This window comes from Streptomyces sp. BL1, from assembly GCF_057628045.1.
Genome location: NZ_JBXYWZ010000002.1, coordinates 702,308 through 727,652, shown reverse-complemented (window position 1 = coordinate 727,652; position 25,345 = coordinate 702,308). Strand labels below are relative to the sequence as shown.

General features: G+C 71.3%; 21 protein-coding genes. 9 read left to right on the top strand and 12 right to left on the bottom strand.

Annotated features, from left to right (window positions below):
• Positions 1-5: 5 nt before the first annotated feature.
• The 6 genes from AC3AGO_RS03390 to AC3AGO_RS03365 all read left to right on the top strand — a co-directional run bounded on the left by AC3AGO_RS03390 (position 6) and on the right by AC3AGO_RS03365 (position 6,491).
• Positions 6-764: an SDR family oxidoreductase gene (locus AC3AGO_RS03390; RefSeq protein ID WP_487818589.1), complete on the top strand. Its 759-nt coding sequence runs from the start codon at positions 6-8 to the stop codon at positions 762-764.
• Between the two features lie 59 nt (positions 765-823).
• Positions 824-2,515, top strand: coding sequence for an AMP-binding protein (locus AC3AGO_RS03385; protein ID WP_487818588.1), 1,692 nt, complete (start codon positions 824-826; stop codon positions 2,513-2,515).
• Positions 2,516-2,524: 9 nt separating this feature from the next.
• On the top strand, positions 2,525-3,670 hold the full coding sequence (locus AC3AGO_RS03380) for an acyl-CoA dehydrogenase family protein (protein WP_487818587.1): 1,146 nt from the start codon (positions 2,525-2,527) through the stop codon (positions 3,668-3,670).
• A gap of 75 nt (positions 3,671-3,745) precedes the next feature.
• Positions 3,746-4,291 carry an adenylyl-sulfate kinase gene (gene cysC, locus AC3AGO_RS03375; RefSeq protein ID WP_487818586.1) on the top strand — a complete coding sequence of 182 codons (546 nt, stop codon included), beginning with the start codon at positions 3,746-3,748 and terminating at the stop codon, positions 4,289-4,291.
• On the top strand, positions 4,288-5,202 hold the full coding sequence (cysD, locus tag AC3AGO_RS03370) for a sulfate adenylyltransferase subunit CysD (RefSeq protein WP_487818585.1): 915 nt from the start codon (positions 4,288-4,290) through the stop codon (positions 5,200-5,202). Before cysC ends, cysD begins: the two co-directional genes overlap by 4 nt.
• Entirely contained in the window at positions 5,202-6,491 is a 1,290-nt protein-coding gene (locus tag AC3AGO_RS03365) for a sulfate adenylyltransferase subunit 1 (RefSeq protein WP_487818584.1), read from the top strand. Before cysD ends, AC3AGO_RS03365 begins: the two co-directional genes overlap by 1 nt.
• A 101-nt stretch (positions 6,492-6,592) precedes the next feature.
• Here the strand turns inward: AC3AGO_RS03365 and AC3AGO_RS03360 are convergent, their stop codons facing one another.
• Positions 6,593-7,198 (bottom strand): CGNR zinc finger domain-containing protein, encoded by a 606-nt coding sequence (locus tag AC3AGO_RS03360; RefSeq protein ID WP_487818583.1) that lies wholly within the window; start codon positions 7,196-7,198, stop codon positions 6,593-6,595.
• A 168-nt stretch (positions 7,199-7,366) separates the two neighbouring features.
• Between AC3AGO_RS03360 and AC3AGO_RS03355 the strand changes: the two genes are divergently transcribed.
• Both AC3AGO_RS03355 and AC3AGO_RS03350 read left to right on the top strand, forming a co-directional pair.
• Complete coding sequence (locus AC3AGO_RS03355) at positions 7,367-9,319, top strand: MFS transporter (RefSeq protein ID WP_487818582.1); 1,953 nt, start codon at positions 7,367-7,369, stop codon at positions 9,317-9,319.
• A gap of 265 nt (positions 9,320-9,584) precedes the next feature.
• A complete protein-coding gene (locus AC3AGO_RS03350) occupies positions 9,585-10,895 on the top strand; it encodes an amidohydrolase (RefSeq protein WP_487818581.1) in 1,311 nt (436 codons plus the stop codon).
• A gap of 46 nt (positions 10,896-10,941) precedes the next feature.
• Here the strand turns inward: AC3AGO_RS03350 and zwf are convergent, their stop codons facing one another.
• Both zwf and AC3AGO_RS03340 read right to left on the bottom strand, forming a co-directional pair.
• On the bottom strand, positions 10,942-12,390 hold the full coding sequence (zwf, locus tag AC3AGO_RS03345; RefSeq protein ID WP_487818580.1) for a glucose-6-phosphate dehydrogenase: 1,449 nt from the start codon (positions 12,388-12,390) through the stop codon (positions 10,942-10,944).
• 35 nt (positions 12,391-12,425) lie between these two features.
• Positions 12,426-13,877 (bottom strand): sugar porter family MFS transporter, encoded by a 1,452-nt coding sequence (locus AC3AGO_RS03340; RefSeq protein WP_487818579.1) that lies wholly within the window; start codon positions 13,875-13,877, stop codon positions 12,426-12,428.
• A 212-nt stretch (positions 13,878-14,089) separates the two neighbouring features.
• Between AC3AGO_RS03340 and AC3AGO_RS03335 the strand changes: the two genes are divergently transcribed.
• Positions 14,090-14,527: a PGPGW domain-containing protein gene (locus AC3AGO_RS03335; protein WP_487818578.1), complete on the top strand. Its 438-nt coding sequence runs from the start codon at positions 14,090-14,092 to the stop codon at positions 14,525-14,527.
• A 45-nt stretch (positions 14,528-14,572) separates the two neighbouring features.
• Here the strand turns inward: AC3AGO_RS03335 and AC3AGO_RS03330 are convergent, their stop codons facing one another.
• From AC3AGO_RS03330 to xsc, 9 genes are all read right to left on the bottom strand, one after another.
• Positions 14,573-14,749, bottom strand: coding sequence for a hypothetical protein (locus AC3AGO_RS03330; protein WP_487818577.1), 177 nt, complete (start codon positions 14,747-14,749; stop codon positions 14,573-14,575).
• Between the two features lie 190 nt (positions 14,750-14,939).
• Positions 14,940-16,397, bottom strand: a complete 1,458-nt coding sequence (locus AC3AGO_RS03325; protein WP_487818576.1) for a sugar porter family MFS transporter — start codon at positions 16,395-16,397, stop codon at positions 14,940-14,942.
• A gap of 314 nt (positions 16,398-16,711) precedes the next feature.
• Positions 16,712-17,641 carry a hypothetical protein gene (locus AC3AGO_RS03320; protein WP_487818575.1) on the bottom strand — a complete coding sequence of 310 codons (930 nt, stop codon included), beginning with the start codon at positions 17,639-17,641 and terminating at the stop codon, positions 16,712-16,714.
• Complete coding sequence (locus tag AC3AGO_RS03315) at positions 17,638-19,071, bottom strand: FGGY family carbohydrate kinase (protein WP_487818574.1); 1,434 nt, start codon at positions 19,069-19,071, stop codon at positions 17,638-17,640. The genes AC3AGO_RS03320 and AC3AGO_RS03315 overlap by 4 nt, the downstream gene beginning before the upstream one ends.
• Positions 19,068-20,207, bottom strand: coding sequence for a LacI family DNA-binding transcriptional regulator (locus AC3AGO_RS03310; protein ID WP_487818573.1), 1,140 nt, complete (start codon positions 20,205-20,207; stop codon positions 19,068-19,070). Before AC3AGO_RS03310 ends, AC3AGO_RS03315 begins: the two co-directional genes overlap by 4 nt.
• 165 nt (positions 20,208-20,372) lie before the next feature.
• Positions 20,373-20,996 carry a P-loop nucleotide/nucleoside kinase family protein gene (locus AC3AGO_RS03305; protein ID WP_487818572.1) on the bottom strand — a complete coding sequence of 208 codons (624 nt, stop codon included), beginning with the start codon at positions 20,994-20,996 and terminating at the stop codon, positions 20,373-20,375.
• A gap of 360 nt (positions 20,997-21,356) precedes the next feature.
• Positions 21,357-22,097 (bottom strand): phosphonatase-like hydrolase, encoded by a 741-nt coding sequence (locus tag AC3AGO_RS03300; protein ID WP_487818571.1) that lies wholly within the window; start codon positions 22,095-22,097, stop codon positions 21,357-21,359.
• On the bottom strand, positions 22,094-23,188 hold the full coding sequence (locus tag AC3AGO_RS03295) for a phosphate acyltransferase (protein ID WP_487818570.1): 1,095 nt from the start codon (positions 23,186-23,188) through the stop codon (positions 22,094-22,096). Before AC3AGO_RS03295 ends, AC3AGO_RS03300 begins: the two co-directional genes overlap by 4 nt.
• A 160-nt stretch (positions 23,189-23,348) precedes the next feature.
• On the bottom strand, positions 23,349-25,157 hold the full coding sequence (xsc, locus tag AC3AGO_RS03290; RefSeq protein WP_487818569.1) for a sulfoacetaldehyde acetyltransferase: 1,809 nt from the start codon (positions 25,155-25,157) through the stop codon (positions 23,349-23,351).
• Positions 25,158-25,345: the final 188 nt, after the last annotated feature.

Sequence of the window (25,345 nt, the reverse complement as noted above, 5' to 3'; positions counted from 1 at the left end):
CACCAGTGGATCTCGGACTCCAGGGGAAGGTCGCCCTCGTATCGGCCGCCAGCAGCGGCCTGGGACTGGGAACGGCCCGCGCGCTGGCGGCGGAAGGGGCCCACGTGTCGATCTGCGCCCGTGGCGCCGAGCGGCTGGCCCGTGCGCACAGCGCCGTCGACGCCGCCGGCGGGGGCAAGGTACGGAGCGAGACCGTCGACATGGGCGACCCGGAAACGGTCGAACGGTGGGTGGAGAACACCAGGGCCGAGTTCGGCGCGATCGACATCGTGATCAGCCACACGGGCGGCGTCCAGCAGGGCGCCGTGGGCGACTTCGGCGTCGGCGACTACCGGACGGCTGTCGAGAACACGATGCTGGCGCACGTGACCCTGGTCCTCGCCTGTGCTCCCCATCTGCGCGAGAACGGGTGGGGCAGGGTCGTGATGATCACCTCCGAGTCGGTGCGCCAGCCCATGCCGCACAACGTGCTGTCCGGCGTCGCGCGGCTCGGCGTGCACGGATTCGCCAGGAACCTCGTGCACGACTTCGCGGACAGCGGCGTCACCGTGAACGTCCTCGTCCCCGGATATCACCGGACGCCGGCGCTGCGCGGACCCTCCGGCACGGATCCCGAAATGGCGGCGCGCGAAGTGCCGTTGGGCGTCGTGGGCGACCCCGACGACTTCGGCGGGATCGCCGCGTTCCTCGCCGGTTCCCAGGCGTCCTTCGTCACCGGGGCCTCCGTGCTGGTGGACGGCGGAAACACCCGCGCCGCGGTGTGAGCGCACCGTCCCCCGAAAGCCGACACGCGGAAAGCGACACCTACGGAAGAGAAACAGCGATGCTCCAGACCGAGGAACTGCGCACGCAGTCGAGCGACGAAATCGCGGACAGGTACCGGGCCGAGGGACGGTGGCGTACGGACGCCACGATTCTCGACGACCTCCGGAAGCACGCCCGTACCCACCCGGACCGGAGGGCGGTGGTCTGCCGGCACGTCGACGGAAGCACCCCGGAAGCACTCACGTACGCCGAACTGGCCGCCACCGTCGAGCGGTTGGCGTCCGGGCTGGCGGCCCTCGGAGTGCGCAAGGGCGACGTGGTCACCCTGCAGCTGCCGAACTCGTGGCAGCTGATCGCCCTCTGCCTGGCCTGCACGCGCATCGGCGCGGTCGCCGGGCCCGTACTCCCCATCATGCGCAGCCGCGAAGTGCGCTTCCTGCTCGAACTGACGGAGAGCCCCGTCTACATCGCCCCGGTGCGGCACCGGAACTTCTCCTTCGCGGAGATGAGCGCCGACCTCCAGGGCGACATCCCGAGCCTGCGGCACCGGGTCCTGCTCGGCGCCGCTGAGGCCGGCGGCGACACCCCAGGCGCCGAGGGCGCGTTCGACTTCGACACGGCGCTGCTCGGCGACCCCGCGACGTCCCCCGACGCGCTCTCCGCCGGGACCGGGGGACGCGAGGCAGGCCCGGACGACGCCGCGTACATCATGTTCACCTCCGGCACCACCGGCGAGCCCAAGGGCGTCGTGCACACGTACAACACGCTCTACGCGACGAGCCGGGTGCAGGCGGACGCGCTGGGCCTGACCGGTGAGGACGTGACCGCGATGGGCTCGCCGACCACCCACAACGCGGGATTCACCTGGAACTTCGCCATGCCGATCACGCTGGGCGCCACCTGCGTGCACATCGACCAGTGGGACGCCGCGACGATGATTGGGGTCCTGGAGGAGGAACGGGTGACGTTCTTCATGGGCGCCCCGCCGTTCCTCGTCGACCTCATCGCCGAACAGCGGGAGAAACAGCGGGACTTGTCGCATCTCAAGACGTTCGCCACGGGAAGCGCGCCGATCCCGCCGGTCCTGGTGGACCAGGCGCACAGCGTCCTCGGGTGCCGGCTCTACGCGCTGTGGGGCATGACGGAGAACGGCTGCGTCACCATCACGCGTCCCGAGGACCCGCCCATGCGGGCGGCGGAGAGCGACGGAACGACCCTCCCCGGTATGGAAGTCCGGATTCTCGACTCCATGAACGGCGCGCCGGTACGGCCGGGGGAGACCGGCCGGCTCCAGGTGCGGGGCGCCCACCAGTGCCTCGGCTACTTCCGGCGCCCGGAGACGTACGAGGCGTCCCTCAGCGCGGACGGCTGGTTCGACACCGGCGACCTCGCCCGGGACGACGGGTACGGCGGCATCAGGATCGTCGGCCGCGAGAAGGACCTCATCTCCCGCGGCGGGGAGAAGATCCCGGTGGCCGAGGTCGAAGGGGCCCTGCTGCGGCATCCGTCCATCCAGGACGTCGCCGTCGTCGGATACCCCGACCCGCGCCTCGGTGAGCGCGCCTGCGCGGTCATCGTCCCCGAAGGAGAGGACCTGCCGGAACTGAGCGCTCTGCAGCGCCATCTCGACTCCCTGGGAATGGCCAAGCAGTACTGGCCGGAGCGCGTCGAGGCCGCGGACGTCCTGCCCAAGACCCCCAGCGGAAAGGTGCAGAAGTTCCGCATCCGGGAACAGCTCAACGGCGTGTGAGGAGCAGGAATGGATTTCCAGTTCACCGACGAGCAGCACGCGCTGGCGGAGAAGACCCGCGCCTTCGTCGCCGAACACGTCACCCCGTACGCCCAACAGCACGACTGCGACTGCCAGTTCACGCCCGGTCATCTCTCCCGGCTGGCGGAGGCCGGGCTCTTCGCCCTGAGCATCCCCGTCGAGCACGGCGGGCAGGGGCGCGACGCGGTGAGTGTGGGGGTGGCGCTGGAAGAGCTCGCCCGCGGAGAGCCGGCGGCATGCCACCCGGTGCTCAACGCGGCGCTCATCGGCACCATCATCGGCCGCAACTGCGGCGCCGAACAGCAGGCCCTGTTCCTTCCCGGCATCGCCGCCGGCGAGACCATCGTGGCGCTGTGCCTGACCGAGCCCGGTCACGGCACGGACGCCGGAGCGATCGAACTGGAGGCCCGGCCCGACGGCGGAGGCTGGCGGCTCACCGGGACCAAAACATCCATCATGGCCGGTGCGTACGCCACACACGGCCTGGTCTTCGCCAGGACCGGGCAGCCCGGATCCCGGGGCGTCACCGCGTTCTTCATCCCCCTGGAACAGGGCGGCATCGTCCGGACGCCGCTCCAGGACCTCGGGCACCGGGCAGGCGGGCGGGCCACGCTGGAGTTCGACGCGGTGCCCGTGGGCCCCGAGCACGTGGTGGGCGAGGTCGGCTCCGGACTGACCGGAGTGCTCGCGGGATTCAGCTACTCACGTGCGCTGATCGCGCTCACCTCGCTCGCCGCGGCGCGCGTGGCCCTGGACGAGGCGCTCGACCACGCCCGCGAACGCACCGCGTTCGGCAGCGCGTTGGGCGGATTCCAGGGCGTCGCCTTCCCGCTCGTCGAGCACCTCACCTACCTCACGGCCGCCCGGCTGCTCGCCTTCGAGGCGCTGTGGCGCAAGGACCGCGGGCTGGAGCACCGCACCGAGGCCAACATGGTCAAGTCCTGGGCGCCGAAGGCGGCCGTGGACGCGACGCACCAGGCCCTGCTCACCCTGGGGCACTTCGGCTGGAGCACGGACAACCCCATGGAGCGGCGGCTCCGCGACTCCATAGGGCTGCAGCTCGCGGACGGCACGGCGAACGCCACGAAACTGGCGGTCGCACGCGACGTGCTCGGCCGCGCGTACGCGCCCTGAACGCTTCCCCCGCACGGACCCTCAACGGACACAGCCGCGACAGGCGGTGACCCACCCCTGGTGAGGAGCGAGGACGTGACAACGACCATATGGCTGACAGGGCTGCCGAGTTCGGGAAAGACCACACTGGCACGGGCGATCGTGGAGCGGCGCGGCACGTTCCAGGACGTCGAGCATCTGGACGGTGACGTGCTGCGCCGGGAGATGTTCCCGGAACTCGGATTCGACCGGGCGGACCGGATGGAGAACATCCGGAGGACCGGAGAGATCGCCGCCATGCTGGCACGCCATCACGTGCTGGCGGTGGTCTCGGTGATCGCGCCGTACGGCAGGGCGCGCGACAACGTCCGCGCGGCGCACGAAGCGCGCGGACTGACGTTCATCGAGGTGCATGTGGACGCCCCGGCCGAGGTCTGCGCCGCCCGGGACGTCAAGGGGCTGTACGCCGGGGCCCGGCAGGGCCGCGTGACGGGACTGACCGGGGCCGGAGACCCCTACGAGCCGCCCGTAGCCCCCGACGTACGCGTGGACACCTCGCGGAACGGCGTCCACGAGTGCGTGCTGTCCATCGAGCGGACATTCATGAGCCACGAGCGACACGGCGAGGAGGCGATGACATGAGCGTGAGCACTCTGGCGGCAACTGCCACGAGTGTGGACGCACTTGAGGCCGAGGCCATCCACATTCTGCGCGAGGCCGCCGGCGAGTTCGAGCGGCCGGCCGTGCTGTTCTCCGGTGGCAAGGACTCCACCGTGCTGATCCATCTCGCCCGCCGCGCCTTCGCGCCCGCGGGGGTGCCCTTCGACGTGCTGCACGTGGACACGGGGCACAATTTCGGGGAAGTGATCGCGTTCCGCGACGAGTTGGCCGACCGGTACGGGCTGCGGCTGGTGGTGGCGTCCGTACAGGAGTGGATCGACAGCGGTGAGCTCGCCGAGCGGCCCGACGGGCTCCGGAACTCCCTGCAGACCGTCCCGTTGCTGAGCACGATCGAGGCCCGCCAGTACGACGCGGCCATCGGGGGCGGGCGCCGGGACGAGGAGCGTTCCCGGGCCAAGGAACGGGTGTTCAGCATCCGGGACGACTTCGGCCGCTGGGATCCCCGCCGTCAGCGCGTCGAGCTGTGGAACGTCTACAACGGACGGCACCGCCCGGGAGAGCACGTCCGGGTCTTCCCGATGTCGAACTGGACTGAGCTGGACGTGTGGCGGTACATCGAGCGGCACGAAGTCGAGCTCCCCTCCCTGTACTTCGCCCACCGGCGCGAGGTCTACGAACGTGACGGAATGCTGCTGACCCCCGGCCCGTGGGGCACCGCCGGGCCAGGAGAGCACCTCACCGAACGCACGGTGCGGTACCGCACCGTGGGCGACGGTTCGTGCACCGGCGCGGTCGAGTCCGGGGCACGTACGGTCGCGGAGATCATCGAGGAGATCGAGGCGTCCCGGCTCAGCGAACGGGGCGCGAGCCGCGCGGACGACCGGGTCTCGGAGGCCGCGATGGAGGACCGCAAGCGGGAGGGGTACTTCTGATGGCATCGGGTCTGCTGCGGCTGGTGACGGCGGGCAGCGTCGACGACGGGAAGTCGACCGTCGTGGGACGCCTGCTGCACGACACCAAGTCGGTGCTCAGCGATCAGGTGGAGGCGGTACGGCAGGCCAGCCTCGCGCGCGGCCTGGACACCCCGGACCTGGCGCTGCTCGTGGACGGCCTGCGGGCCGAGCGCGAGCAGGGAATCACCATCGACGTCGCGTACCGCTACTTCACCACCCCCCGCCGTACGTTCGTCCTGGCCGACACCCCGGGACATGTGCAGTACACGCGGAACACCGTGACCGGCGCCTCCTCCGCCGACCACGCCGTACTGCTCTGCGACGCGAGCAAGGGCGTGCTGCCGCAGACGAGAAGGCACCTCGCGGTGATGGCGATGCTGGGCGTACCGAGCGTCACCCTGGCGGTCAACAAGCTGGATCTGGTCGGCTTCGCCGAGGAGGTGCACCGCGGCATCTGTGAGGACTTCGTCCGCCAGGCCCTCGCCCTCGGCTACCGGGCCGACCAGCTCATGGCCGTACCGCTGTCCGCGCTGACCGGGGACAACGTCGTGACCGCGTCGCAGCGGACACCCTGGTACGACGGCCCCACGCTGCTGGAGCGCCTGGAGACGGTCGAGAACGGTGAGCGGGAGCTGCACGCCCCGTTCCGCATGCCGGTGCAGTACGTACTGCGCGAACAGCGCGACGGGTACCGGGGATACGCGGGACAGGTCGCCGCCGGAGCGGTCCGGGCCGGCGACGAGGTGGTCGTCCTGCCGAACGGTGTGCACACCGCCGTCGAGCGGGTCGACACCCCGGACGGCAGCGTTCCCGCCGCCTCCGCAGGCAGCCCCGTCAGCCTGGTGCTGCGCGACCATGTGGACATCGGGCGCGGGGACTTCATCGCGGCCGCGGAACAACCGCCCAGCGCGGTCGACGAGTTCGAGGCCACGGTGTGCTGGCTGGGCGACACGCCCCTGACGGCAGGCGCGCGGCTGCTGGTCAAACACGGCACGCGGACGACGGCCGCCCGCGCGGAGACGCTGCTGTCGCGGTTCGACGAACAGGAGCTGACCGTGCGGGAGGAGCCCGAATCGCTGCGGCTGAACGACACCGGCCGCGTACGGCTGCGGCTCGCCGAGGCGCTGCCGGTCGACGACTATGCCGACTGCCGCGCGACGGGCGCTTTCATCCTGATCACCCCCGGCGACGGCAACACCGTCGGGGCGGGTCTGCTCGGCGAGCCGTTGCCGGCCACCCTCGGCATGCCGGCGGACCGGGTGGCGTGACCGGCGTACGCCGCTGACCGGCCGCCGGTGCCACGGTGTTGTGTGCCAGCGCCAGCGCCTGCGCCCGGTCCGCGGGCCTGGGTGCTGTTCGGCGGGTCCGGTCAGCGGGTGGACTGGCGGGTGCGGAAGGCGTGCACCTTGGCCTGGTTGCCGCAGGTCTCCATGGAGCACCAGGCGCGGGCCCGGTTGCGGGAGTGGTCGTAGTAGGCCCACCGGCAGCCGGGCTTGCGGCAGACCTTGAGCCGGTTCCACTCGCCGGTGGCCGAGGCGTGGGCGACGGCGGCGAGGAGGGAGGCGAGCGCTCCTTCCGGGGTGGCGCCGTCGCGGGCGGTGAGGCGGGGCGGCCGGGCGGCCGGATCCAGCACGAGCGGGAGGTCCCGGGCGAGCGCGGCCAGGTCCGCGAGGGCGTCCGGCGAGGTGTCGGCGGGCGCTTCGGGGGCCGCGGCCGTGTTGTTGCCGACCAGCAGGGCGCGCAGCCCTTCGCGCAGCCGCACCGCACTGGCGAGCGCCTGCCGGCTGCCGCGCGTACCGGCCGGGACGAGGTCCCGTGCCCGCAGCCAACGCACCAGGTCGGCGGGGGAGTTGAGCCGGTCGGTGCCGAAGACAAGGCTGCGTGTGTTGATCAGTTCCTCGACGTGGCGCAGGGGGAGGGGCGCGGTGCCCTCCTCCTCGGCGGCCGAGGGGCCGTGCGCGTCGTGATGGACCACTGCGCCCTCACCTCTCTTTCTCCCCCCAGTATAACCATCCATTGACGATAGCTGGTTAGGTAACTAGTTTCGAGGGTACGCCGGTTACATCGCGAATTCCGGGCCCGCGCCCGCACCGCACACGGCGGGGCGCCCCGCCCGCACCGGCGACAAGCGAAAGGACTCCCCATGACCACGCACGAAACGGCGCACGCCGGTCCGTCCGGGGCCACCGGCGGATCCCGTGCGCGTCCGGAGGAGAAACCGGCCGGGGCCTCCCGCACCCGGTGGTGGCTCGTCGCGCTCTTCGTCGGCGCGTTCGCGGTCTCGTGCACCGAGTTCGTCCCGGTCGGCCTGCTGCCGCAGATCGCGGCCGACCTCTCCGTCTCCGCCTCCGCCGCGGGGCAGCTCGTGACCGCGAACGCCCTCGCCTTCGCCGTGGGCGCCCCGGTGCTGGCCGCCGCCTTCGCACGGGTGGACCGCCGCCGGCTGCTGCTGGGCACCCTCGCGGTGTACGCGGCCGGGCACGTCCTGGCCGCCACGGCCCCCAACTACCCCGTCCTGCTGGCCTCCCGGATCCTCTCCGGCGCCACCATGGGCCTCTACCTCGCCACCGCGATCGCCGTCGCGGCCCGCCTGGCGGCCTCCGACCACCGGGCCCGCTCGATGGCCACGATCGTCGCCGGCGTCAGCACCGCGACCGCGCTCGGCGTCCCGGTCAGCACCCTGCTCGGGCAGGGCACCGGATGGCGCGTGCCGATGCTCGGCATCAGCGCGCTGGCCGTCCTCGCCCTGGCGTTCGTCGCCGCCACCGTGGCCCCCTCCGGCACGGACGACGGGCCGCCGCTGAAGGTCCGGCTGGCCGCGCTGCGCAACCGGCTGGTCCTCACAGGACTCGCCGCGATCATGGTCTTCTGGGCCGCGTCCTTCGCCGTCTACACGTACGTGGTGCCGCTGCTGGAATCCCGCGCGGGCATCCAGGGGGCACCGGTGACCGCGGTGCTGTTCCTGGCCGGCCTGGGCGCGGTCGGCGGCAACATCCTCGGCGGACGCGGCGCCGACGCCCGTCCCCGCGCGACCCTGCTGATCACTGTCGGCGTCACCGCCGTGGCGCTGCTGGTGGCACTGCCCGCCACCACGACACCGGTCGGTGCCGTTCTGCTGGTCGCCGTGTGGCAGCTCGCGGCGTGGTCGTTCGTCCCCGCGGTCCAGGCCACGCTCTATCAGGCGGCGGGCCCCGGCGGTGACTTGGCCGTCTCGTTCGCCATCTCCGGGTTCAACGTCGGCATCGTCGCGGGCGCCGGCCTCGGCGGGGTCGCCCTCGACGCCGGCGGACTGAACGCCGTCGTCCTGTTCGGCGCCGGACTGGCCGTCCTGGCGCTGGTGTTCGTCACCCTCCTGGTGAACAGCCACCGCCGCCGGAGCGCCGAGGACGGCACGGGGGAGACCGACGGGCGGGACACGCGGGAACCCGGCGTCCGGGAACGGCACTTCGACGCCGTGCTCTTCGACATGGACGGCACACTGCTCGACTCCGGCGACGCGGTCGTCAGGGCCTGGCGGCGCTGGGCCCAGGAGGAGGGCGTACCTCCCGAACTGGTCAGCAGCTCCACCGGCCGGCCGGCGCGCGAGGTGATCGCGGGACTGGTGCCGTCCGAGCGGGTCGCGGAGTCGCTGGCGCTGTACCTGCGTATCGCCACCGAGGAGGTCGAGGGAGTGGTGGTCCTGCCCGGAGCCCCCGAGGCGCTGTCCGGCTCGCGTACCCGTACGGCCATCGTCACCTCCTCCACCCGCTCCGTGGCGGCGGCGCGGCTGAACGCGGCCGGTCTCGACGAGCCCGGCCTGATGATCACCGCGGAGGACATCGTGCACGGGAAGCCGGCCCCCGAGCCCTATCTGCTGGCCGCGGAACGACTGGGCCTGGAGCCCGCCCGGTGCCTGGCGGTCGAGGACTCCGCCACCGGCATCGAATCGGCGCGCGCCGCGGGGTGCGCCACGCTGAGCGTCGCGCCCGCCGAAGCCGACACGCTCGGAGCCGACATGCACGCCACGGAACTGGCTCAGTTCGACTTCCGCGCGCAGGACGACGGAGTCGTCGTCAGCCGCTCCTCGCCGTCCCCGGCGGACGCGCTCCTCACGTAACACCCCGCCGGGCCGGGGCAGGTGCCGGACTCCGAGGGGAGTCCGGCACCTGACGTGTCATGCGAGCCGGCATGCGCCGCGGGCTTCGTATACCCACGCTTCGTATACCAACGTCCATCGCGGCGTGGGAACCTGACGCGATCCGGTCGGCATAGGTGCGGAGTTGAGTGCGGTGTCTTGTCGCCCGCTCGTTGTTTGGTATACAAAATGGCTCGTTCGTGGACCGCTTCGCAGACCTCTGCCCAGCAGAACCGAAGGAGCCCGTATGACCCCTCCTGCCGAGCACTCCCGCCGTGGTGTCCTCGCCGCCGCCTCCCTGGCGGGGACCGGCGCCGTACTGTCCGCGGCGGCGCCGACGACGGCACGGGCCGACTCCCGTACGAAGGCGAAGCCGTCCGGTGCCGTCGTCTTCCGCGACGTACGTCCGCTCGGCAGCGGCAAGCCGGTCGATCTGGCCGTCGTCGACGGGCGCATAGCGCGCCCCGGGGACGCGCCGGCCGGCGCCCGGGTGGTCGACGGCGGCGGGCGCCTCGCGCTGCCGGCCCTCGTCGACGCGCACATCCACCCCGACAAGACGACGTGGGGCGGCAGTTGGGTCACCCGCAAGCCGGCCGACGGCATCGCCGACTACGCGGCCCAGGACGTGGAGCTCTTCCGCGGCCAGGACCGGTCCGTCGGCGAGCGCGCGCACGCGCTCATGTCGCACGCCGTCACCCGCGGCACCCGGGCCATGCGTGCGCACGCCGACGTCGCCCCCGCGTACGGCCTGGCCTGCGTCGAAGGCGTCGCGCAGGCCAGGGAACGGCTGCGGCACGCGCTGGACGTGCAGATCGTCGCGTTCCCGCAGCACGGCGTCGTCCGCGCGCCCGGAACGGCCGCACTGCTCAAGGAGGCGTGCCGGACCGGCGCCGTGGACCTCGTCGGCGGCATCGACCCGATCAGCTTCGACCAGGCCGCCGACGAACAGCTCGACCTGGTCTTCGACCTCGCCGACCGGTACGGCGTCGGCGTGGACATCCATCTGCACGACCGGGACGAGAAGGGCGTCGAGGTGCTGCGCGGCATCATCGAGCGCACCAAGGCGCTCGACCTGCGCGGCAAGGTCACCGTCAGCCACGTCTTCTGCCTGCCGTTCCTCTCGGAACGTGAACTGGCCGACATGGCGGGCGACTTGGGTGAGCTGGACATCGCGCTGACGACCGTCGCGCCGAACGAGTCCCTTGTGCTTCCCATCGCCGAGCTGAAGAAGCACGGCGTACGTGTCGGCCTGGGCTCCGACGGGGTCCGCGACGCCTGGAGCCCCTTCGGCGACGCGGACATGCTGCACCGCGCCCATCTGCTCGGCTGGGTCACCGACGTCCGCCTCGACCGGGAGCTGAACGCCTGCTACGAGGCCGGTGCGTACGGCGGCTCCGACGTCATGCGGCTGCCCCGCGCCGACCTGACTCCCGGTTCCCCGGCCGACTTCGTTCTCGTACGCGGCGAGTGTGTACCGCAGGTCGTCGTCGACCGTCCCGCCCGCGACATGGTGGTGCACGGCGGCCGCGTGGTCGCCCGCGACGGCGAACTGGCCTGACGCGGCCCTCGGGGCCCGGCACCGCCCAAGTGCCCCCGGTACTGTCCTAGTCGGTTCCGAACAGGCGGCGGCCGGGCTGGTGCCAGCCCTGGGGGCCCGGCAGTTGGTCGCCCGGCGCCGGCCCCCAGCTTCCCTGCGCGTAGGGAAGGGGCCGGTCGGCCGGGGCGAGGACGGGCTCCACGATGCGCCAGCACTCCAGAACGGTGGGGTAGAAGGCAAAGCACTCCGGGTCGCCCTCGACGGCTCCGTGGAGGATGTTCTCGTAGGGCAGGTCCTGCCGCCCCAGCACCTGTGCGTAGTCGACGCCGATGGGTACGGCGACCGGCGGGTCGCCGCGCTCTCCCTTGCGTACGAGCAGGTCGGCCCTGATGCCCGTGTCCCCGTCGATGCGGAAGCGGACGATGTTGGGCGGCGCCTTCGGCTCCTGGCGTTCCGCGCTCCTCCCGCCGTCGTCCCGGAACAGTTCGAGTGGCGGCTTGCGCAGTTCGACCACGACCTCCGTGGCCGACACGGCGAGGGACTTGCCGCTGCGGAGGTAGAAGGGGACGTCCGACCAGCGCCAGTTGTCGATGAAGAGGCGGGTGGCGAAGTAGGTCTCGGTGATGGAGTCCGGCGCGACACCTTCGACGTCCAAGTAGCCCTCGTACTGGCCGCGTACGGTGTCGGCGGGGTTCATGGCGCGGACGGCGTGCAGCACCCGCCACTTCTCCAGCCCCTGTGCCAGCGGACTGGTCGAGCTCGGCGGGTCCATGGCCAGGAAGGCGAGGACCTGCAGCATGTGGTTCTGGACCACGTCGCGCAGGCAGCCCACCGAGTCGTAGAAGGACCCCCGGTCGGCGACGTCGAAGTCCTCGGCGAGGGTGATCTGCACGTTGTCCACGTAGGAGCGGTGCCACAGCGGCGCCAGGAGGGTGTTGGCGAACCGGGAGACCATCAGGCTCGCCACCGCCTCGTTGCCCAGGAAGTGGTCGACCCGCAGAAGATGGTCCGCGTCGAAGTATGCGTTCAGCTCGTCCTGCAGCTTGCGCGCCGAGTCGAGGTCGTGGCCGAAGGGTTTCTCCACCACCAGACGGGAGTTGCGGTTGAGGCCCGCCTTGGCCAGTGCGGCGGCCACGGTGGTGAACAGGGCCGGCGGGATGGCCAGGTAGTGCGCGACGAACCCGAACTCTCCGACTGCGTCGCGGAGTCGGGCGAACAGCTCGTCGTCGGAGAAGTCACCCGTGACGATGCTCAGCCGCGCGGCCAGGCGCGCGAAGACCGTCTCGTCGATGTCCGTTCCGGTGGCGGCCACCGCCTCCCGCGTGTGCCGGCGCAGCGCTTCGTCGTCCCAGTCGGTCGCGGCGACGCCGATGACGGGCACGGTGAGCTTGCCGGCCTCGGCGAGGCGGTAGAGCGCGGGCAGGAGCATCTTCTTGGCCAGGTCGCCGGAGATGCCGAACAGTACGAGGGCGTCGGCGCGTTCGGCTTCGGGAGGCGTGAGGTCGGTCTCCAGCACGGCGGATGTCCTCTCTGACGGAACCGAGGGGCCGGTCAACCGGCCGTGGTGGACCCGGACTTGGACTCGTGCCCGAACCGGGACAGCAGGGCCTCTTCGATCTGCTCGGGACCACGGCCGCGGGTCTCGGGAACGTAGCGGCTGACGAAGAAGAACGCGAGCACACAGATCACCGCGAAGATCCAGAAGGTTTCGCCCTGGCCGAGGGCGCTGGCAACCGGCAGGAACGCGAGGCTGACAAGGAAGTTGGACACCCAGTTGACGGCTGTGGAGGCGCTCGATCCCTCCGCCCGGACGGACGGCGGGAAGATCTCACCGATCAGCGTCCAGAACACGGGGCCCAGTCCGCCTGCGAACGCCGCGATGTACACCACCATGAACAGCAGCGTCAGCACCGAGTTCATGCCCACCACGAAGGCCAGCCCCAGCATGAAGACCGAGACCGCCATGAAGGCCAGCGAGACGAGGACCATGGGCCGGCGGCCCACGCGGTCGACCAGCTTGATCGCCACCAGCGTCATGATCAGGTTGATGACGCCGATGAAGACCGAATAGAAGATGGAGTTCGACGCGTTCAGCCCGGTCTGCTGAATGATGGTGGGCGCGTAGTAGATGATCGTGTTGATGCCGCCGAACTGCTGCACCGCGGCCAGCGTGAGCCCGACGACCAGGGCCGGCCGCACGTCGGGAACCAGCAGCCGTCTGGCCCCCTGACCCGCCGACGCCGCCCGCTGCTGCTGCTTCGTACGCTCGTCCGCGATCCGCTGCTCGGCACGCCGGACCAGTTCGTCGGCGGTGGCCCGGTCGGTCACGGACGCGATCGCCTCCCGTGCCCGGTCCTTGCGCCCGTGGGCGATCAGCCACTGCGGCGACTCGGGCAGCATCCAGAGCGCGGCAGCCACCATCAGCAGCGCCGGTACCGCGCCGACCCCGAACATCGCCCGCCACATGCCGCCGCCGGAGAAGGCGAGGTTGACGACGTAGGCGATCAGAATGCCCACCGTGATCATCAGCTGGTTCAGGGTCAGCAGCTGCCCGCGGACCGAGGTCGGGGAGATCTCCGACAGGTACACCGGCACCAGGGCCGAGGCGGCGCCGACGGCCAGGCCCAGCACCACCCGGCCGGCGAGCAGTGTGACGTAACCGTTCGCGGCCGAGACGACCGCCGTACCGAGGAGGAACACCACCCCGACCAGGCCCAGGCACTTTCGCCGGCCCAGGCGCTCCGCCAGCCCGCCGGAGCTCATCGCCCCGATCACCGCGCCGACCAGCAGGACGCTGACCACGCTGCCCTGCTCGAAGGAGTTGAGACCGAAGTCCTCCTTGACGTAGAGCAGGGCCCCCGAGACGACGCCGGTGTCGAAGCCGAACAGGAAACCGCCCAGCGCGATCGCGGCCGCCCAGAGCTTGATCTTCCTGATGCCCTCGGGAGGGACCTCGGTCAGCGGCCCGTGAGTCCCGGGTTCCCTGGAAAAGCCCTGGACCATGGCACGTCCTTTCCTCGGCACCCCGAGCCATGGTTGTTGACCGGGCGCGCCCCGGACACCGACCGGGACCGAACGAGTGACCAAAGACGCGCTGCCCGTCCCGAAGGAGCACCTGTGGACGGCGGCGAGCGGTAGTGCTGCGGGCCGCGCACCGGCAGGGTGGGGACGTACGCGGGCGGTCATCGGCGCCCGCACTCGCACTGGAGGAGCGGATGGCAGATCACGGCCCCATCACCCGGGTCACCTTCGCGGTGCTGGGCGGCCTGCTGGTGCTGGTCGGCATCGCCCTGCTGGTACTGCCGGGGCCGGGCCTGTTGCTGGTCTTCGCCGGCATGGTGCTGCTGGCCCGCGCGGTGCCCGCCTTCGAACGGTTCGTGGCCCCCGTACGAGCCCGTGCCCTGCAGGCGTCGCGGGAGAGCGTGGCGTCCCCGCTGCGCATCGCCGGTACCGCGCTGGCAGGACTGCTGCTGATGGCGGCCGGGGTGGTGTGGGCGCTGGTGCCTCAACTCCCCTTCAGCGGCTGGAGTTCGGGCTCCAGCCTGATCCTCGCCGGACTGATCCTCTGGGCGATCCTGGTGTGGAGCCACCGGCAGCACCGGCACGAACGCCCGGACGCGCAGCACGAGGCGGGGGAGGGGCGCGTGCGGTGAATCAGCGGCCGGGCAGCATGCGGCGCGCATGCTGCCCGGCCGGATTCACTGGAGGTAGCCGCCCGCATAACGGGGTTGCAGCAGCGCGGCCTGCTCGCGGATCTCCTCGAGGGTGTAGGTGCCGGACTCGGAGGGGCGTCCGGTGCCCGCTGTGTGGTGCGGCTCGGCGTGCGCTGCGTACAGGTCGGCGGGCCAGGTGAGGTCTGGCTGCGGTGTGCTCATGACTCTTGCTTCTTACGGGAGAGCCCCGAGGCGGTGAATGATCGAGCTGCTGCGTTCCTGTGGGGTTGTGGCTGGAGATCGCGGGCCGCGTGTCCGTTTTCTCCCCTACTTGAATGATGCCGTAAACGTACACCGTAAACAAGCCCCACGGTGACCACCGGCCGGCCTCTCGACGCGTCCCCCGTCGGACTCAGGAGTCGGGGCCGGTGGCGGTGGGCGCGGTCTTCGCCGCGGTGGGCATTTCCGGTGCCGGCCGGGCGGAGCGTTCCGGCGCCGCGGCGCCCTGGAGTACGGCTTCGATCTCTTCGAGGCGCCTGCCGCGGGTTTCGGGCATGCGGCGGGCGAGGAAGGCGAAGCCGAGGGTGCCGAGTACGGCGTAGGTGAAGAACAGGCCGCTCGGGGTGATGGCGTTGATCGTCGTCAGCACGGTGACCGAGATCAGCAGGTTGAGTATCCAGTGGGTCGCCAGTCCGAACGATCCGGCCTTGCCGCGTACCGCGGTGGGGAACAGTTCGCTGTTGACCAGCCACATGGCGATTCCCAGGCTGGCCGAGAACGCGGCCTCGTAGGCCATCAGGGACGCCACCAGGAGGATCCGGCTGACGCCGGTGAGGTCGGTCGCCGCGTACAGGGCGCCGATGGCGACGAGGGCGGCGACGGTGACGCCCGTGCCGGTCAGCAGCAGAGGGCGCCGTCCGACACGGTCGACCAGCAGATAGCCGAGGAAGGTGAAGGTGACGTTGGCGACGCCGATGCCGACGGAGGAGAGGATGGCCGCCGAATCACCGAAACCGGCACGGGTGAGCAGCGTCGGCGTGTAGTACGTGACGGCGTTGACGCCCACGAGCTGATTGGTCGCCGCGACGACGACGCCGAGGACGATGCCGGGGCGGAACCGTTTGCCGAGGAGGTCCCGGTAGGTGAACTGCCGCTCCGCGGCCATGGATTCGACGATGTCCGCGATCTCCCTGTCGGCGCCCGCCGCGCCGTGACTCCTGGTCAGAATCCGGCGGGCCTCCTCCTCCCGGCCCCGGGTGAGCAGCCAGCGCGGGCTCTCCTCGAGGCGGACCAGGCCGATCAGCATGCCGATGGCGGGTACGGCGGCGATCGCGAGCATCACGCGCCACGCGCCGGTGTCGGAGAGGAGATAGCCGACGAGGTACGAGCCGAGGATTCCGGAGCTGATCATCAACTGGTTCACGGAGACCAGGCGGCCGCGCAGATGAGCCGGGGCGATCTCGGCGATGTAGGCGGGCACGGCGATCGAGGAGCAGCCGATGGCCACGCCCAGCGCGATGCGTGCGACGAGCAGTTCGGCGAGGGAGGTGGACACCGCCGAGCCAACGGCCCCGAGGACGAAGACGGTTGCGGTGGCGGCGAGTGTGCGTTTGCGCCCGATGCCGTCCATGAGGCTGCCGCCGGTGGCGACGCCGACGATCGCACCGACGAGCAGCGAGGCGACGACGGTCTGCTGGGCCAGGTCGCCGAGCTGGAACTGGGGCCCGATGTAGAGGAGGGCGGCAGAGATGATGCCGGTGTCGTATCCGAAGAGCAGGCCTCCGACGGCGGCGATGAGAGTGGGGCCGGTGCCTGCCGTCCCCCGCGCGCCGTTGCCGGGGCGGGCCGGCGAGTGAGTCGAGCTTGACATGGGAGTCTCCGATCCGGCACGCCGTCATATCCCTTTAAAAGGGGCATACTTGACGTTGGCAGTGGGCGTGCGCTGTGATGGATCTACTGGTGTGCCGCTGATGAAGTCGGCACCTGGTTCCCCGATGAACAGGGACTCGGGGGCAAGCCGGCCATCCCCATGGAGCCTTGCCCCCGAGTCGATCGGGTTGTGGGTCTTCCGGTTCCGCTCCGGCAAGAGCGGCGACCGGAAGACCCTTCGTCGGACGACGGCCCGTGTGCGGCCCGACTCCGACGCCCGGCGGTTCCTACCGCCCTGTGGTCATGCGGGCGAGCTCACCCGCGTACGGCCGAACGCCACGGCACGGCACGGCCGTCGATGGCGGCGACGCACTGGTCCAGCCGCCGGCGACCGGTCTCGGCCAGGAACGTCCGGCGCTCCTCGGGAGCCATGCCGACGGCTTCCCGCCAGATGGCGCGGCCGCCGATGAATCCGCTCGCCCCGCCCTCGTCACAGGCGACCTTCAGCACTTCCTGGAAGCGGTCGAACGGCACGCCCGCGGAGAGCACGGCCCACGGGACGTCGACGGCTTCGGCGATACGGCGGGCGTCCCGGGGGCTGCCCGGGTACTCCAACTTCAGCAGGTCGGGCCGGAGTTCGTTGAGGAGTCGGGCGGACTCCACGACGGCGTCGGCCTTGGCCCGCGCGGAGAGCTCCTCCTCGTCCGGAATCGGGTAGACGAGGTTCTCGATCACCGAGGGGATTCCGGTGGCACGGCAGTCGGCGATGACCTCGCGGACGACATCGAGAGCCTCGGCGATCAGGTCCGGTTCGCCGTCGGCACGGGGGCGGTCCGGGCGCATCTGGACGAAGAACTTCACGGCATGGCCGCCCATGCCCGTCGCCCATACGGCGTCGAGTTGGGGGTCGCGGCCCGGCCGCGGTTCGCCGTTCCACTTCTGTCGTTCGGCGGGCTCGCCGGCGACGAGAATGCCGCAGCTCTGTGCGGCCGCGCCGTCCGCGACGGCGGCAGGCACGCCGTAGTCGGGATCCAGCAGGAAGCCGCTGGCCGAAGGGGAGAGTGCGGCGACCACGTCGTGCTTGAAGGCGCGCAGATCGGCGGCCGCGCCGTCCTCGCCCACGGCGGTGAACATCCGGCGCAGCGTGTTGCGTTGGTCCAGAGCGACGATCGCGAAGGTGCCCTCGGGGCCGGACAGGACGTCCAGGTCCTGGGAGCGGGTGACGGGCGGGGTCTGTGTACTCATACGGGAAGCTCCTCTTCTTGTTCCGGTGTCGGGTGAGAGGTCCGTGGCGGACCCGGTGGAGAGGTGAACTCGGCTACCAGCTCCTCGAATCGGCCCGTTCGGTCGCGGGCGGCCCATTCGGCGAGCACCGCGGCGCCCAGCGCACTGGGCTGGTCGACGTCGGCGAACTGAACCGCGGGCAAGGAGGCGGACTTCGCGGCGCGGAAGCTGGACATCCTGGTCCAGCCGCCGGCGGCGGTGACGTGCCGCGCCGCGGGGACCTCCTGCTCCATCGCGGCGATCACCGCCTCGGATTCGGTCATGGCGTGACGCAGCGCGGTGGCCCACACCTCCGCCGGGCCGACCTCGTCGCCGGTGACCTCGAGCACGACGTCGCCGGCGGTGGCATGCGCGCCCCGTACCCGAAGTGGCGGGGACTGCGGGGCGGTTCGGCGGCAGAGCGCGTCCAGCTGCCGGCGGCCCTCGTCGCCGCTCAGCCCCAGAATTTGCATGACCCTGCCAAGCAGAAGGCCGCCGCGAGTCCCGCCGATGAGGATCCACCGCCCGGGCAGCACGTGCATGCCCTGGGCGAGACCCGCTTCCGTCAGACGCCGGCGCTGGTGGCCGGCGAGCGGTTCGGAGATCACCCGCAGCAGCGCCTCGGACGTCCCGCAGGAGTCGAAGAGATGACCGTCCGCGGAGGCCTGTGCGCCGACGGACGCGACCGGATGGTCATGACCGGCGACCGTGATCACCGCACCGCGCAGGGCCTCCGGGGCCCCGGAGGAACGTACGGTGCCCAACGGCGTTCCCGCCTCGGCCACTTCGGGCAGCAGACCGGCCGGCGCGCCCAGTGCCTCCAGCAGGGAAGTCCACGGCTTTCCGGAGGCCTGGTCGAGAAGTCCGGTACGCGAGAGCAGCGACGGTTCTCCCGCAGGCGGCGCGCCGAGGACGTACGCGAGATACTCCGGGACGCTCAGCCAGCACGACCCGGCGGACACGTCGTACCCGCGGCCGACGAGCCAGCCGATCTTGGCGGCCGAGCACAGCGGGCTGAGGGGCAGGCCGGTACGCCCGCTGAACTCGCCCGCCAACGCGGCCGGCAGGGCGTCGAGCACAGGGCCACCGCGCCGGTCGAACCAGGCGATCACCGGAGCCGCAGGGCGGCCATCCGGGCCGAGCAGCACACCGGACTCGGCCATGCCCGTGAAGGCGACCGCTCGGGCCGTCACGGCGCCGACGGTCTCTTCCGCCTGCCGCAGCGCCCTCGCGATGGCGTCCAGCACCGCCTCGGCGAGTGCCTCGGCCGCCACCTCGGCGCCGCCGTCGCGATCCCGGCGCCACGGCGTGCGGCGCCGGTCGATCGCCAGGCGGCGTCCGCTCCGGTCCAGAACCAGAGCCTTCGTCTCGGTGCTGCCGACGTCCACTCCCAGCGCCACGGACGTGCTCATGCGCTGCGCTCCTCTCGGCCGGCGGGCCGGTCACCCGCGCCGGGAATCCGGGCCGCGCGCTCCGCGCCGACGACGCCGCGTCCCGGGGCGGCCGGGGGCAGTTCGCCGGAGCTGCGGACGATCAACTCGGCGGGTACGACTGTCCGGCGCACCGGCAGGTCCAGGTCGTCCATGCGCTCCAACAGCCGTCGCGCGGCGACTTCCCCGATCCGCTCGGGGCTCTGCTCGAGCACGGTGATGCCGGGCACCAGAGTGTCCGCCATGGGGAAGTCGCCGAAGCTGACCACGGCCACGTCGGTACGGCGCCGCGCGTGCAGTGCCGGCACCAGGCCGATCGAGCAGCGGGCGTTGGAGGAGAACACCGCGGTCGGCGGCTCTCCGGACGCCAGCAGCCGGGCCGTCATCCCCGCGGCCTCGTGCTCGGTCGGGCAGTCGACCGCCACCAGATCGGGCAGCACGTCCAGACCGGCTTCCTCCATCGCCCGGCGGTACCCGGCGAGCCGCTCGCGGGTCGTCGACACGTCGGGCGCGTCCCCGAGGAACCCGATCCGCCGGTGGCCCCGGGCGATCAGATGCCGCGTACCGGCCGCGGCGGCCTCGAAGTTGTCGGTCACCACCGTGTCGGCGTCCACGCCCGTGGGCCCCCGGTCCACGAAGACCGTGGGCATGTCCACCAGATGCGGGGCGAGATACGACTGATCGGGCCCCACCGCGACAGCCAGCAGACCGGAGATCTGCCGACGGGCCAGCCCGTCGATCACTTGGCGTTCGCGCTGCCCGCCCCGGCCGATACTGGAGACCAGTACGGCGAGTCCGCGCTGCAGCGCCACGCGCTCCACGGCCTCGGTCATCGCGGCGAAGAAGGGGTCGGCGACGCTCTCCACCGCCATGGCGATCACGTGCTCGTCCCCGGCACGCAGGGAACGCGCCGCGCGGTTGAGCCGGTAGCCGAGAGCGGTGCAGGCCTCCAGGACCGCACGCTTGGTCTCGTCGGTTACCTGCGGATCGTCGTTGTACACCCGGGAGACCGTCTTCGGACTGACCCCGGCTCGTTCGGCGACATCCTTCATCGTGGGCTTGGCCCTCTTCGAAGTCCCGGCGCCGCTGCCTGAGTTACCTGCTGTGCTGTCGGTCACGCGATCATTGGAAACGGGCCATGTCATCGATGTCAATGGGGAGTTACGGAATTCTTGTCATCGATGTCATCGTCGGGTCGCACCCACCCGGCCACGCTCAACTGACCCCCGGGAGGCCCGGATCGGCCGGGATGCAGAGCCGGCGAAAGCAGGGAGACGGGCAGGTCAGTGCCGGTGCAGAGCCGGACGTACCTGTCCCAGTTGCTCGGCCAGAGGCGCCGTAGCCTGAACGACCACGTGCTCCACCGTCGGCGGGGAGACAGCGGAGCTCGCCAGGAAGCCGCGTACGTCGGCGATTTTGGAGCGGTCGCGCGGAGAACCGCGCTCCCGAAGGCGCCGGGCCAGCTCCTCGTCCGGGCAGGACAGCCATACCAACTTGGCCTCCGCGCCCGCCTCCCGCAGACGTCGGCGTACGGCCTCCCACTCGGTTCGCTCGGTCCGTTCGAGGGTGAACGGCGCGACCATGACGACGTCGTTGCCCGCCTCCACGTTGTGCACCGCGGTGTTCAGCAAGGCCTCGTAGGCCGCCCGCCGGGTCCTGCGCCGCAGCTCCGGGTGGTCCATGTCGCCGTCCGCACCCAGGACTTCACCGACCACGTCCATCAGCGGACCGGTCAGCACATCCTGGTCGAGCAGGACCGCGCCGATGTCACGGGCGAGCGCTTCTCCGAAGGTGCTCTTCCCGCCGGCAGGAGGGCCTGTCAGCAGGACGGCGTTCAGCGGTGCGGCCGGCACGGGATGCGCCGCCGAGCGGCTCGCGTACCGGTCCGACGTCACGGACCGTTTCACGCCGATCATGCAAGCCGCGCGGTGTCATCGATGTCAAGGGGTCTGCGCTGTCGCCGGGAGCATGCGAGCGCAGGATTCCGGGGTCCTCATCAACCAGGCTTTCCGGTTGACGTAATTCGCGGCTGGTTCAAGCGAATTGGGGCAGGGAAATCTCCGGTGCCGAGAGGTCGCGTGGGTGGGCGGGTCGATTGCCGTTTCTGCGGGTTGTCGGGCGGGGAAAGCAGCCGCCCCTCGGGGATTCGGAGAGTGGTACGTGTACCGTTCCGGAGCCGGTGGCAGGGAATCTTCTCCTTTGGGGCGTGGAGATGACGTGCAGGTGCTTTTCGGTGTTTCCCTGAGGGGCGGACGCGTGGCGCGAGATCAGTGAATGGGGTGTGTGGCCCGGACAAGTGACGGGAGTTCGGCTACGGAATCGAGGACGTGGTGGGCTCCGGTTTCGGTGAGCCGCGCAGCCGGCTGGCCGCCTGTGAGCACTCCGGCGACGAGACCGGCTCCCGCGTTGCGTCCGGCGCGCATGTCGTGCGGGGTGTCGCCCACCACGGCGACGGCGTCCACGCCGGGCGCGCCGGTACGCAGCATGGCGGTGAGCACCATGTCGGGGAAGGGTCGGCCGCGGCCGCCGGCGTCGGCCGGGGAGAGTACGGCGTCCGCGAGGTCCTGCCAGCCGAGGGAGGAGAGCAGGGCGTCACGGGTCACGGGGGAGAAGCCGGTGCTCAGCACGATCGCGCAGCCTGCGGCGCGCAGTTCGTCGAGTGCCGCCCGGGCGCCGGGCAGCGGCGTGCACCGGCCTTGCGCGATCATCCGGGCGTAGCCCGCTTCGAAGGCGGTGTTGGCTTCCCGCGCCGCCTCTTCCCCCTCGAAGAGGTGCCGGAAGACGGAGATCTTGGAGTCGCCCATGGTGGCGAGGATGTACTCGCGCATACGGGCTTCGCGCGTGCTTCCCGGGGCGACGCCCATGTGGGAGAGGGCGTGGGAGAAGGCGCCCTCGACGAGACCGGCGTCGGTCACCGTGGTGCCGGCGAGGTCGAGTACGACGAGCCGGATGCCGTCCGTCGCGAAGGGCTCGGTGTGGTCGCCGGCGGACGCGGGGGCAGTGGTCATGAGCACTCCTTGACGGGAGGTGGGGAGAGGACGCCGGTGCGTGCCTGGACGCTTCCGGCCAGGGCGAGGGCCGCGATGTCCGCCGTCGTGCAGCCGCGCGAGAGGTCGTGCAGGGGTGCACCGAGGCCCTGGAGCAGCGGGCCGAGGGAGGCGGCTCCGCCGACGCGTTGGGCGACTTTGTAGCCGATGTTGCCTGCTTCGAGGCTGGGGAAGATGAACGTGTTGGCCCGGCCCGCGACCGGGGATCCGGGGGCCTTGGCAGCGCCGATGAGGGGGTCGGCCGCCGCGTCGTACTGGAGGCCGCCGTCGGCGAGCAGGGAGGGATCGTCGGCGTGCAGCAGTTCCAGCGCCTGGCTCACCCGGTCGACGCGGGCGTGCGCCGCGCTGGCCAGAGTGCTGAAGGACAGGAGTGCCACGCGGGGCTGTTCGCCGGTGAGTTGGCGGTGGGTGTGGGCGGTCGCGCGGGCTATGTCGGCCAGTTGGGCCGGTTCGGGGTCGACGACGACGGCGCAGTCGCCGTAGGAGAGGGGCTCGGAGTCGGTGGGGACGATGAGGAAGCTGCTGGAGAGGGTGCGTACGCCGGGCGCGAGCCCGGTGATGCGCAGGCCGGCGCGCAGCACGTCGGCGGTGGGCCGGTCGCTGCCGGCCAGGCAGACGTCGACGTCGCCGAGGTGGAGTGCGGTGACGGCGAGGTAGAGGGGGTCGGCGGCCAACTGCTCGCGGTCGGCGGCGGTGAGGTCGCGGCGTCGGGCGAGCGCCGCTTCGAGTGTGCCGGTGAGGCGGGCGTCGGAGGCCATGCGGGTGGGGGAGAGGAAGTCCAGCCGGTCCGGGTCCCGCGGAAGTGCCAGTCCCCGCTCCCGGGCGGAGCGGCGCAGGCCGGCCGGGTCGCCGACGAGCAGCGGTACGAGGGAACCCTCGCGGGCGAGGTGGCAGGCGGCCTCCTGGACGCGGGGGTCGCCGCCCTCCACGAGGGCAACGCGGGGCGGCGGGCCGGGAGTTGCGCGCAGGCGCCCGGCCCAGGCGGCGGTCAGTCTGCGCAGGGCCGGGCTCATGTCGTCTGCGGGGTGCGGGCCGTGGGGTTCCACGAGCATGCGGGCGGCTCCTGTACGGGGAGGGGGAGCGCGCGGGTCCCGTCCGTGCGGGACCCGCGCGCGGCTGGGGGTGTCGCCAAAAGGTCGTCGTTCCGCCAGCCAGGGCGGTGCGTTCCGGGCGCTGCCCCGCAGGCGAGATTCTGGCGATGGTCCCCAGGGATCAGACGTAGTCCTGGTACTTCTCCAGCAGGCGTACGGGCTTGGCGAGGGCGTCGCGGCGGAAGGGGTCGCCCAGTTCCCGGGTGCACATGATCTCGACGACGGTGGTCCTGCCCCGGGTCATCTGGGCCTCCACCGCGCGCTGGAGGGCGGGGCCCACATCCTCCAGCTTGTCCACGACGACGCCGTCGGCGCCCATCGCCTCGGCGATGCCGGCGAAGCTCTCGTTGTCGAGCTCGCCGGCGACGAAGCGGCGGTCGTAGAAGTCGACCTGGTTCTTCTTCTCCGCGCCCCACTGGCGGTTGTGGAAGACGACGGCGGTGACGGGGATGTCGTGCCGGACGGCCGTCATGATCTCGCCCATGCTCATGCCCCAGGCTCCGTCACCGGCGTAGGCGATGGCCGGGCGGTGGGGTGCCGCGGCCTTCGCGCCGATGATGGTGGGCAGCGCGTAGCCGCAGTTGCCGAAGCTCATGGGGGCGAAGAAGCTGCGGGGTTCCTCGAACCGCAGGTAGCTGTGGGCGACCGAGTTGATGTTGCCGATGTCGGTGGAGACCATGACGTGCTCCGGCATGGCCTTCTCCAACTCCCGCAGGACCTGCCGGGGGTGGAGCCAGTCGCCGTCCTCTTCCTCCTGCTCGGCGATCATGTCGAGGCTGTACTGGTCCCGTTCGTGGGTCCACTCGCTCAGCTCGCTCTCCCACGCGTCCTTGTGCGCGGCGATGTCCCCGGCGCGCTGCTCGCGGGTGGCGTCGCAGGCGAGCTTCTCGCCCTCCAGGCGGGTCAGCAGTGCCTGGGCGGACGCCTTCGCGTCACCGCAGATCCCGACGTGGATCTTCTTGACCAGGCCGAGCATCTTGTGGTCCGCGTCGATCTGGATGATCTTGGCGTCCTTGGGCCAGTAGTCCATCCCGTACTGCGGCAGCGTGCCGAACGGGCCGAGCCGGGTGCCGAGCGCGAGGACCACGTCGGCCTGGGAGATCAGCTTCATGCCGGCCTTGGAGCCCTGGTAGCCCAGCGGGCCGCACCACTGCGGGTGGCTGGCGGGGAACGAGTCGTTGTGCTGGTAGCTGTTGACGACGGGGGCTCCCAGCCGCTCGGCCAGCGCCTTGCACTCCTCGACGCCGTCGGCCATCACGACCCCGCCGCCGGAGACGATCACCGGGAACTCGGCGGCGGACAGCAGCTCGACGGCCTCGGCGAGGCTCTTCTCGCCGCCCGCGCCGCGGTCGACGCGCAGCGGCCGGGGGATCTCCGTCTCCAGCTCGCCGTAGAAGTGGTCCCGCGGGATGTTGAGTTGTGTGGGGCCCAGCTCGGAGTGGGCGCGGTCGAAGGCGCGCGCGGTCAGCTCGGCCATCCGCCGCGGGTTGTTCACGTGGGCCTGGTACTTGGTGAACTCCTGGAACATGGGCAGCTGGTTGGCTTCCTGGAAGCCGCCCAGGCCGATGCCCATGGTCCCGGCCTCGGGCGTGATCATCACGACGGGGCTGTGGGCCCAGTAGGCGGCGGCGACGGCGGTGACGCAGTTGCTGATGCCGGGCCCGTTCTGGCCGATGACGACGCCGTGCCGGCCGCTGACCCGGGCGTATCCGTCGGCCATGTGGGCCGCGCCCTGTTCGTGGACGACGGGCACCAGGCGGATGCCCGCGGGGGCGAAGATGTCCATCGCGTCCATGAACGCCGAGCCCATGATGCCGAAGATGTCGGTGACGCCGTTGGCGACCATGGTCTCCACGAAGGCCTCGGACGGGGTCATCTTCTGCGGGCCGCTGACAACGGTGCGCGCGGTGTCCGGGTGCTGGTCGCTCATGGTTCCCACTCCTTCGGCACACGCCATCACTGGCGAGGAATCGGTACGTGGCGTTCCTGATTCCAGAACGCGATGAGGACGCTAGGGAGTCAACTCGTCGCCGTCAACAGTGAGTTCCGTAAATCGGAACCTGGTAGCTTGTTTTCCGGACCAGCCGCGTGCCGGTCCTGTCGGCCCCCGGGCCCCGG

Excerpts from the sequence above, each read along its gene's own strand:
- AC3AGO_RS03365 (WP_487818584.1), top strand. The coding sequence starts at position 5,202 with ATGGCATCGGGTCTGCTGCGGCTGGTGACGGCGGGCAGCGTCGACGAC.
- AC3AGO_RS03295 (WP_487818570.1), bottom strand. The coding sequence starts at position 23,188 with ATGCTCGTGGAACCCCACGGCCCGCACCCCGCAGACGACATGAGCCCG.
- cysD (WP_487818585.1), top strand. The coding sequence starts at position 4,288 with ATGAGCGTGAGCACTCTGGCGGCAACTGCCACGAGTGTGGACGCACTT.
- AC3AGO_RS03385 (WP_487818588.1), top strand. The coding sequence starts at position 824 with ATGCTCCAGACCGAGGAACTGCGCACGCAGTCGAGCGACGAAATCGCG.
- xsc (WP_487818569.1), bottom strand. The coding sequence starts at position 25,157 with ATGAGCGACCAGCACCCGGACACCGCGCGCACCGTTGTCAGCGGCCCG.
- AC3AGO_RS03355 (WP_487818582.1), top strand. The coding sequence starts at position 7,367 with ATGACCACGCACGAAACGGCGCACGCCGGTCCGTCCGGGGCCACCGGC.
- AC3AGO_RS03320 (WP_487818575.1), bottom strand. The coding sequence starts at position 17,641 with ATGAGTACACAGACCCCGCCCGTCACCCGCTCCCAGGACCTGGACGTC.
- AC3AGO_RS03380 (WP_487818587.1), top strand. The coding sequence starts at position 2,525 with ATGGATTTCCAGTTCACCGACGAGCAGCACGCGCTGGCGGAGAAGACC.
- AC3AGO_RS03340 (WP_487818579.1), bottom strand. The coding sequence starts at position 13,877 with ATGGTCCAGGGCTTTTCCAGGGAACCCGGGACTCACGGGCCGCTGACC.
- AC3AGO_RS03315 (WP_487818574.1), bottom strand. The coding sequence starts at position 19,071 with ATGAGCACGTCCGTGGCGCTGGGAGTGGACGTCGGCAGCACCGAGACG.
- AC3AGO_RS03330 (WP_487818577.1), bottom strand. The coding sequence starts at position 14,749 with ATGAGCACACCGCAGCCAGACCTCACCTGGCCCGCCGACCTGTACGCA.
- AC3AGO_RS03350 (WP_487818581.1), top strand. The coding sequence starts at position 9,585 with ATGACCCCTCCTGCCGAGCACTCCCGCCGTGGTGTCCTCGCCGCCGCC.
- AC3AGO_RS03325 (WP_487818576.1), bottom strand. The coding sequence starts at position 16,397 with ATGTCAAGCTCGACTCACTCGCCGGCCCGCCCCGGCAACGGCGCGCGG.
- AC3AGO_RS03335 (WP_487818578.1), top strand. The coding sequence starts at position 14,090 with ATGGCAGATCACGGCCCCATCACCCGGGTCACCTTCGCGGTGCTGGGC.
- AC3AGO_RS03300 (WP_487818571.1), bottom strand. The coding sequence starts at position 22,097 with ATGACCACTGCCCCCGCGTCCGCCGGCGACCACACCGAGCCCTTCGCG.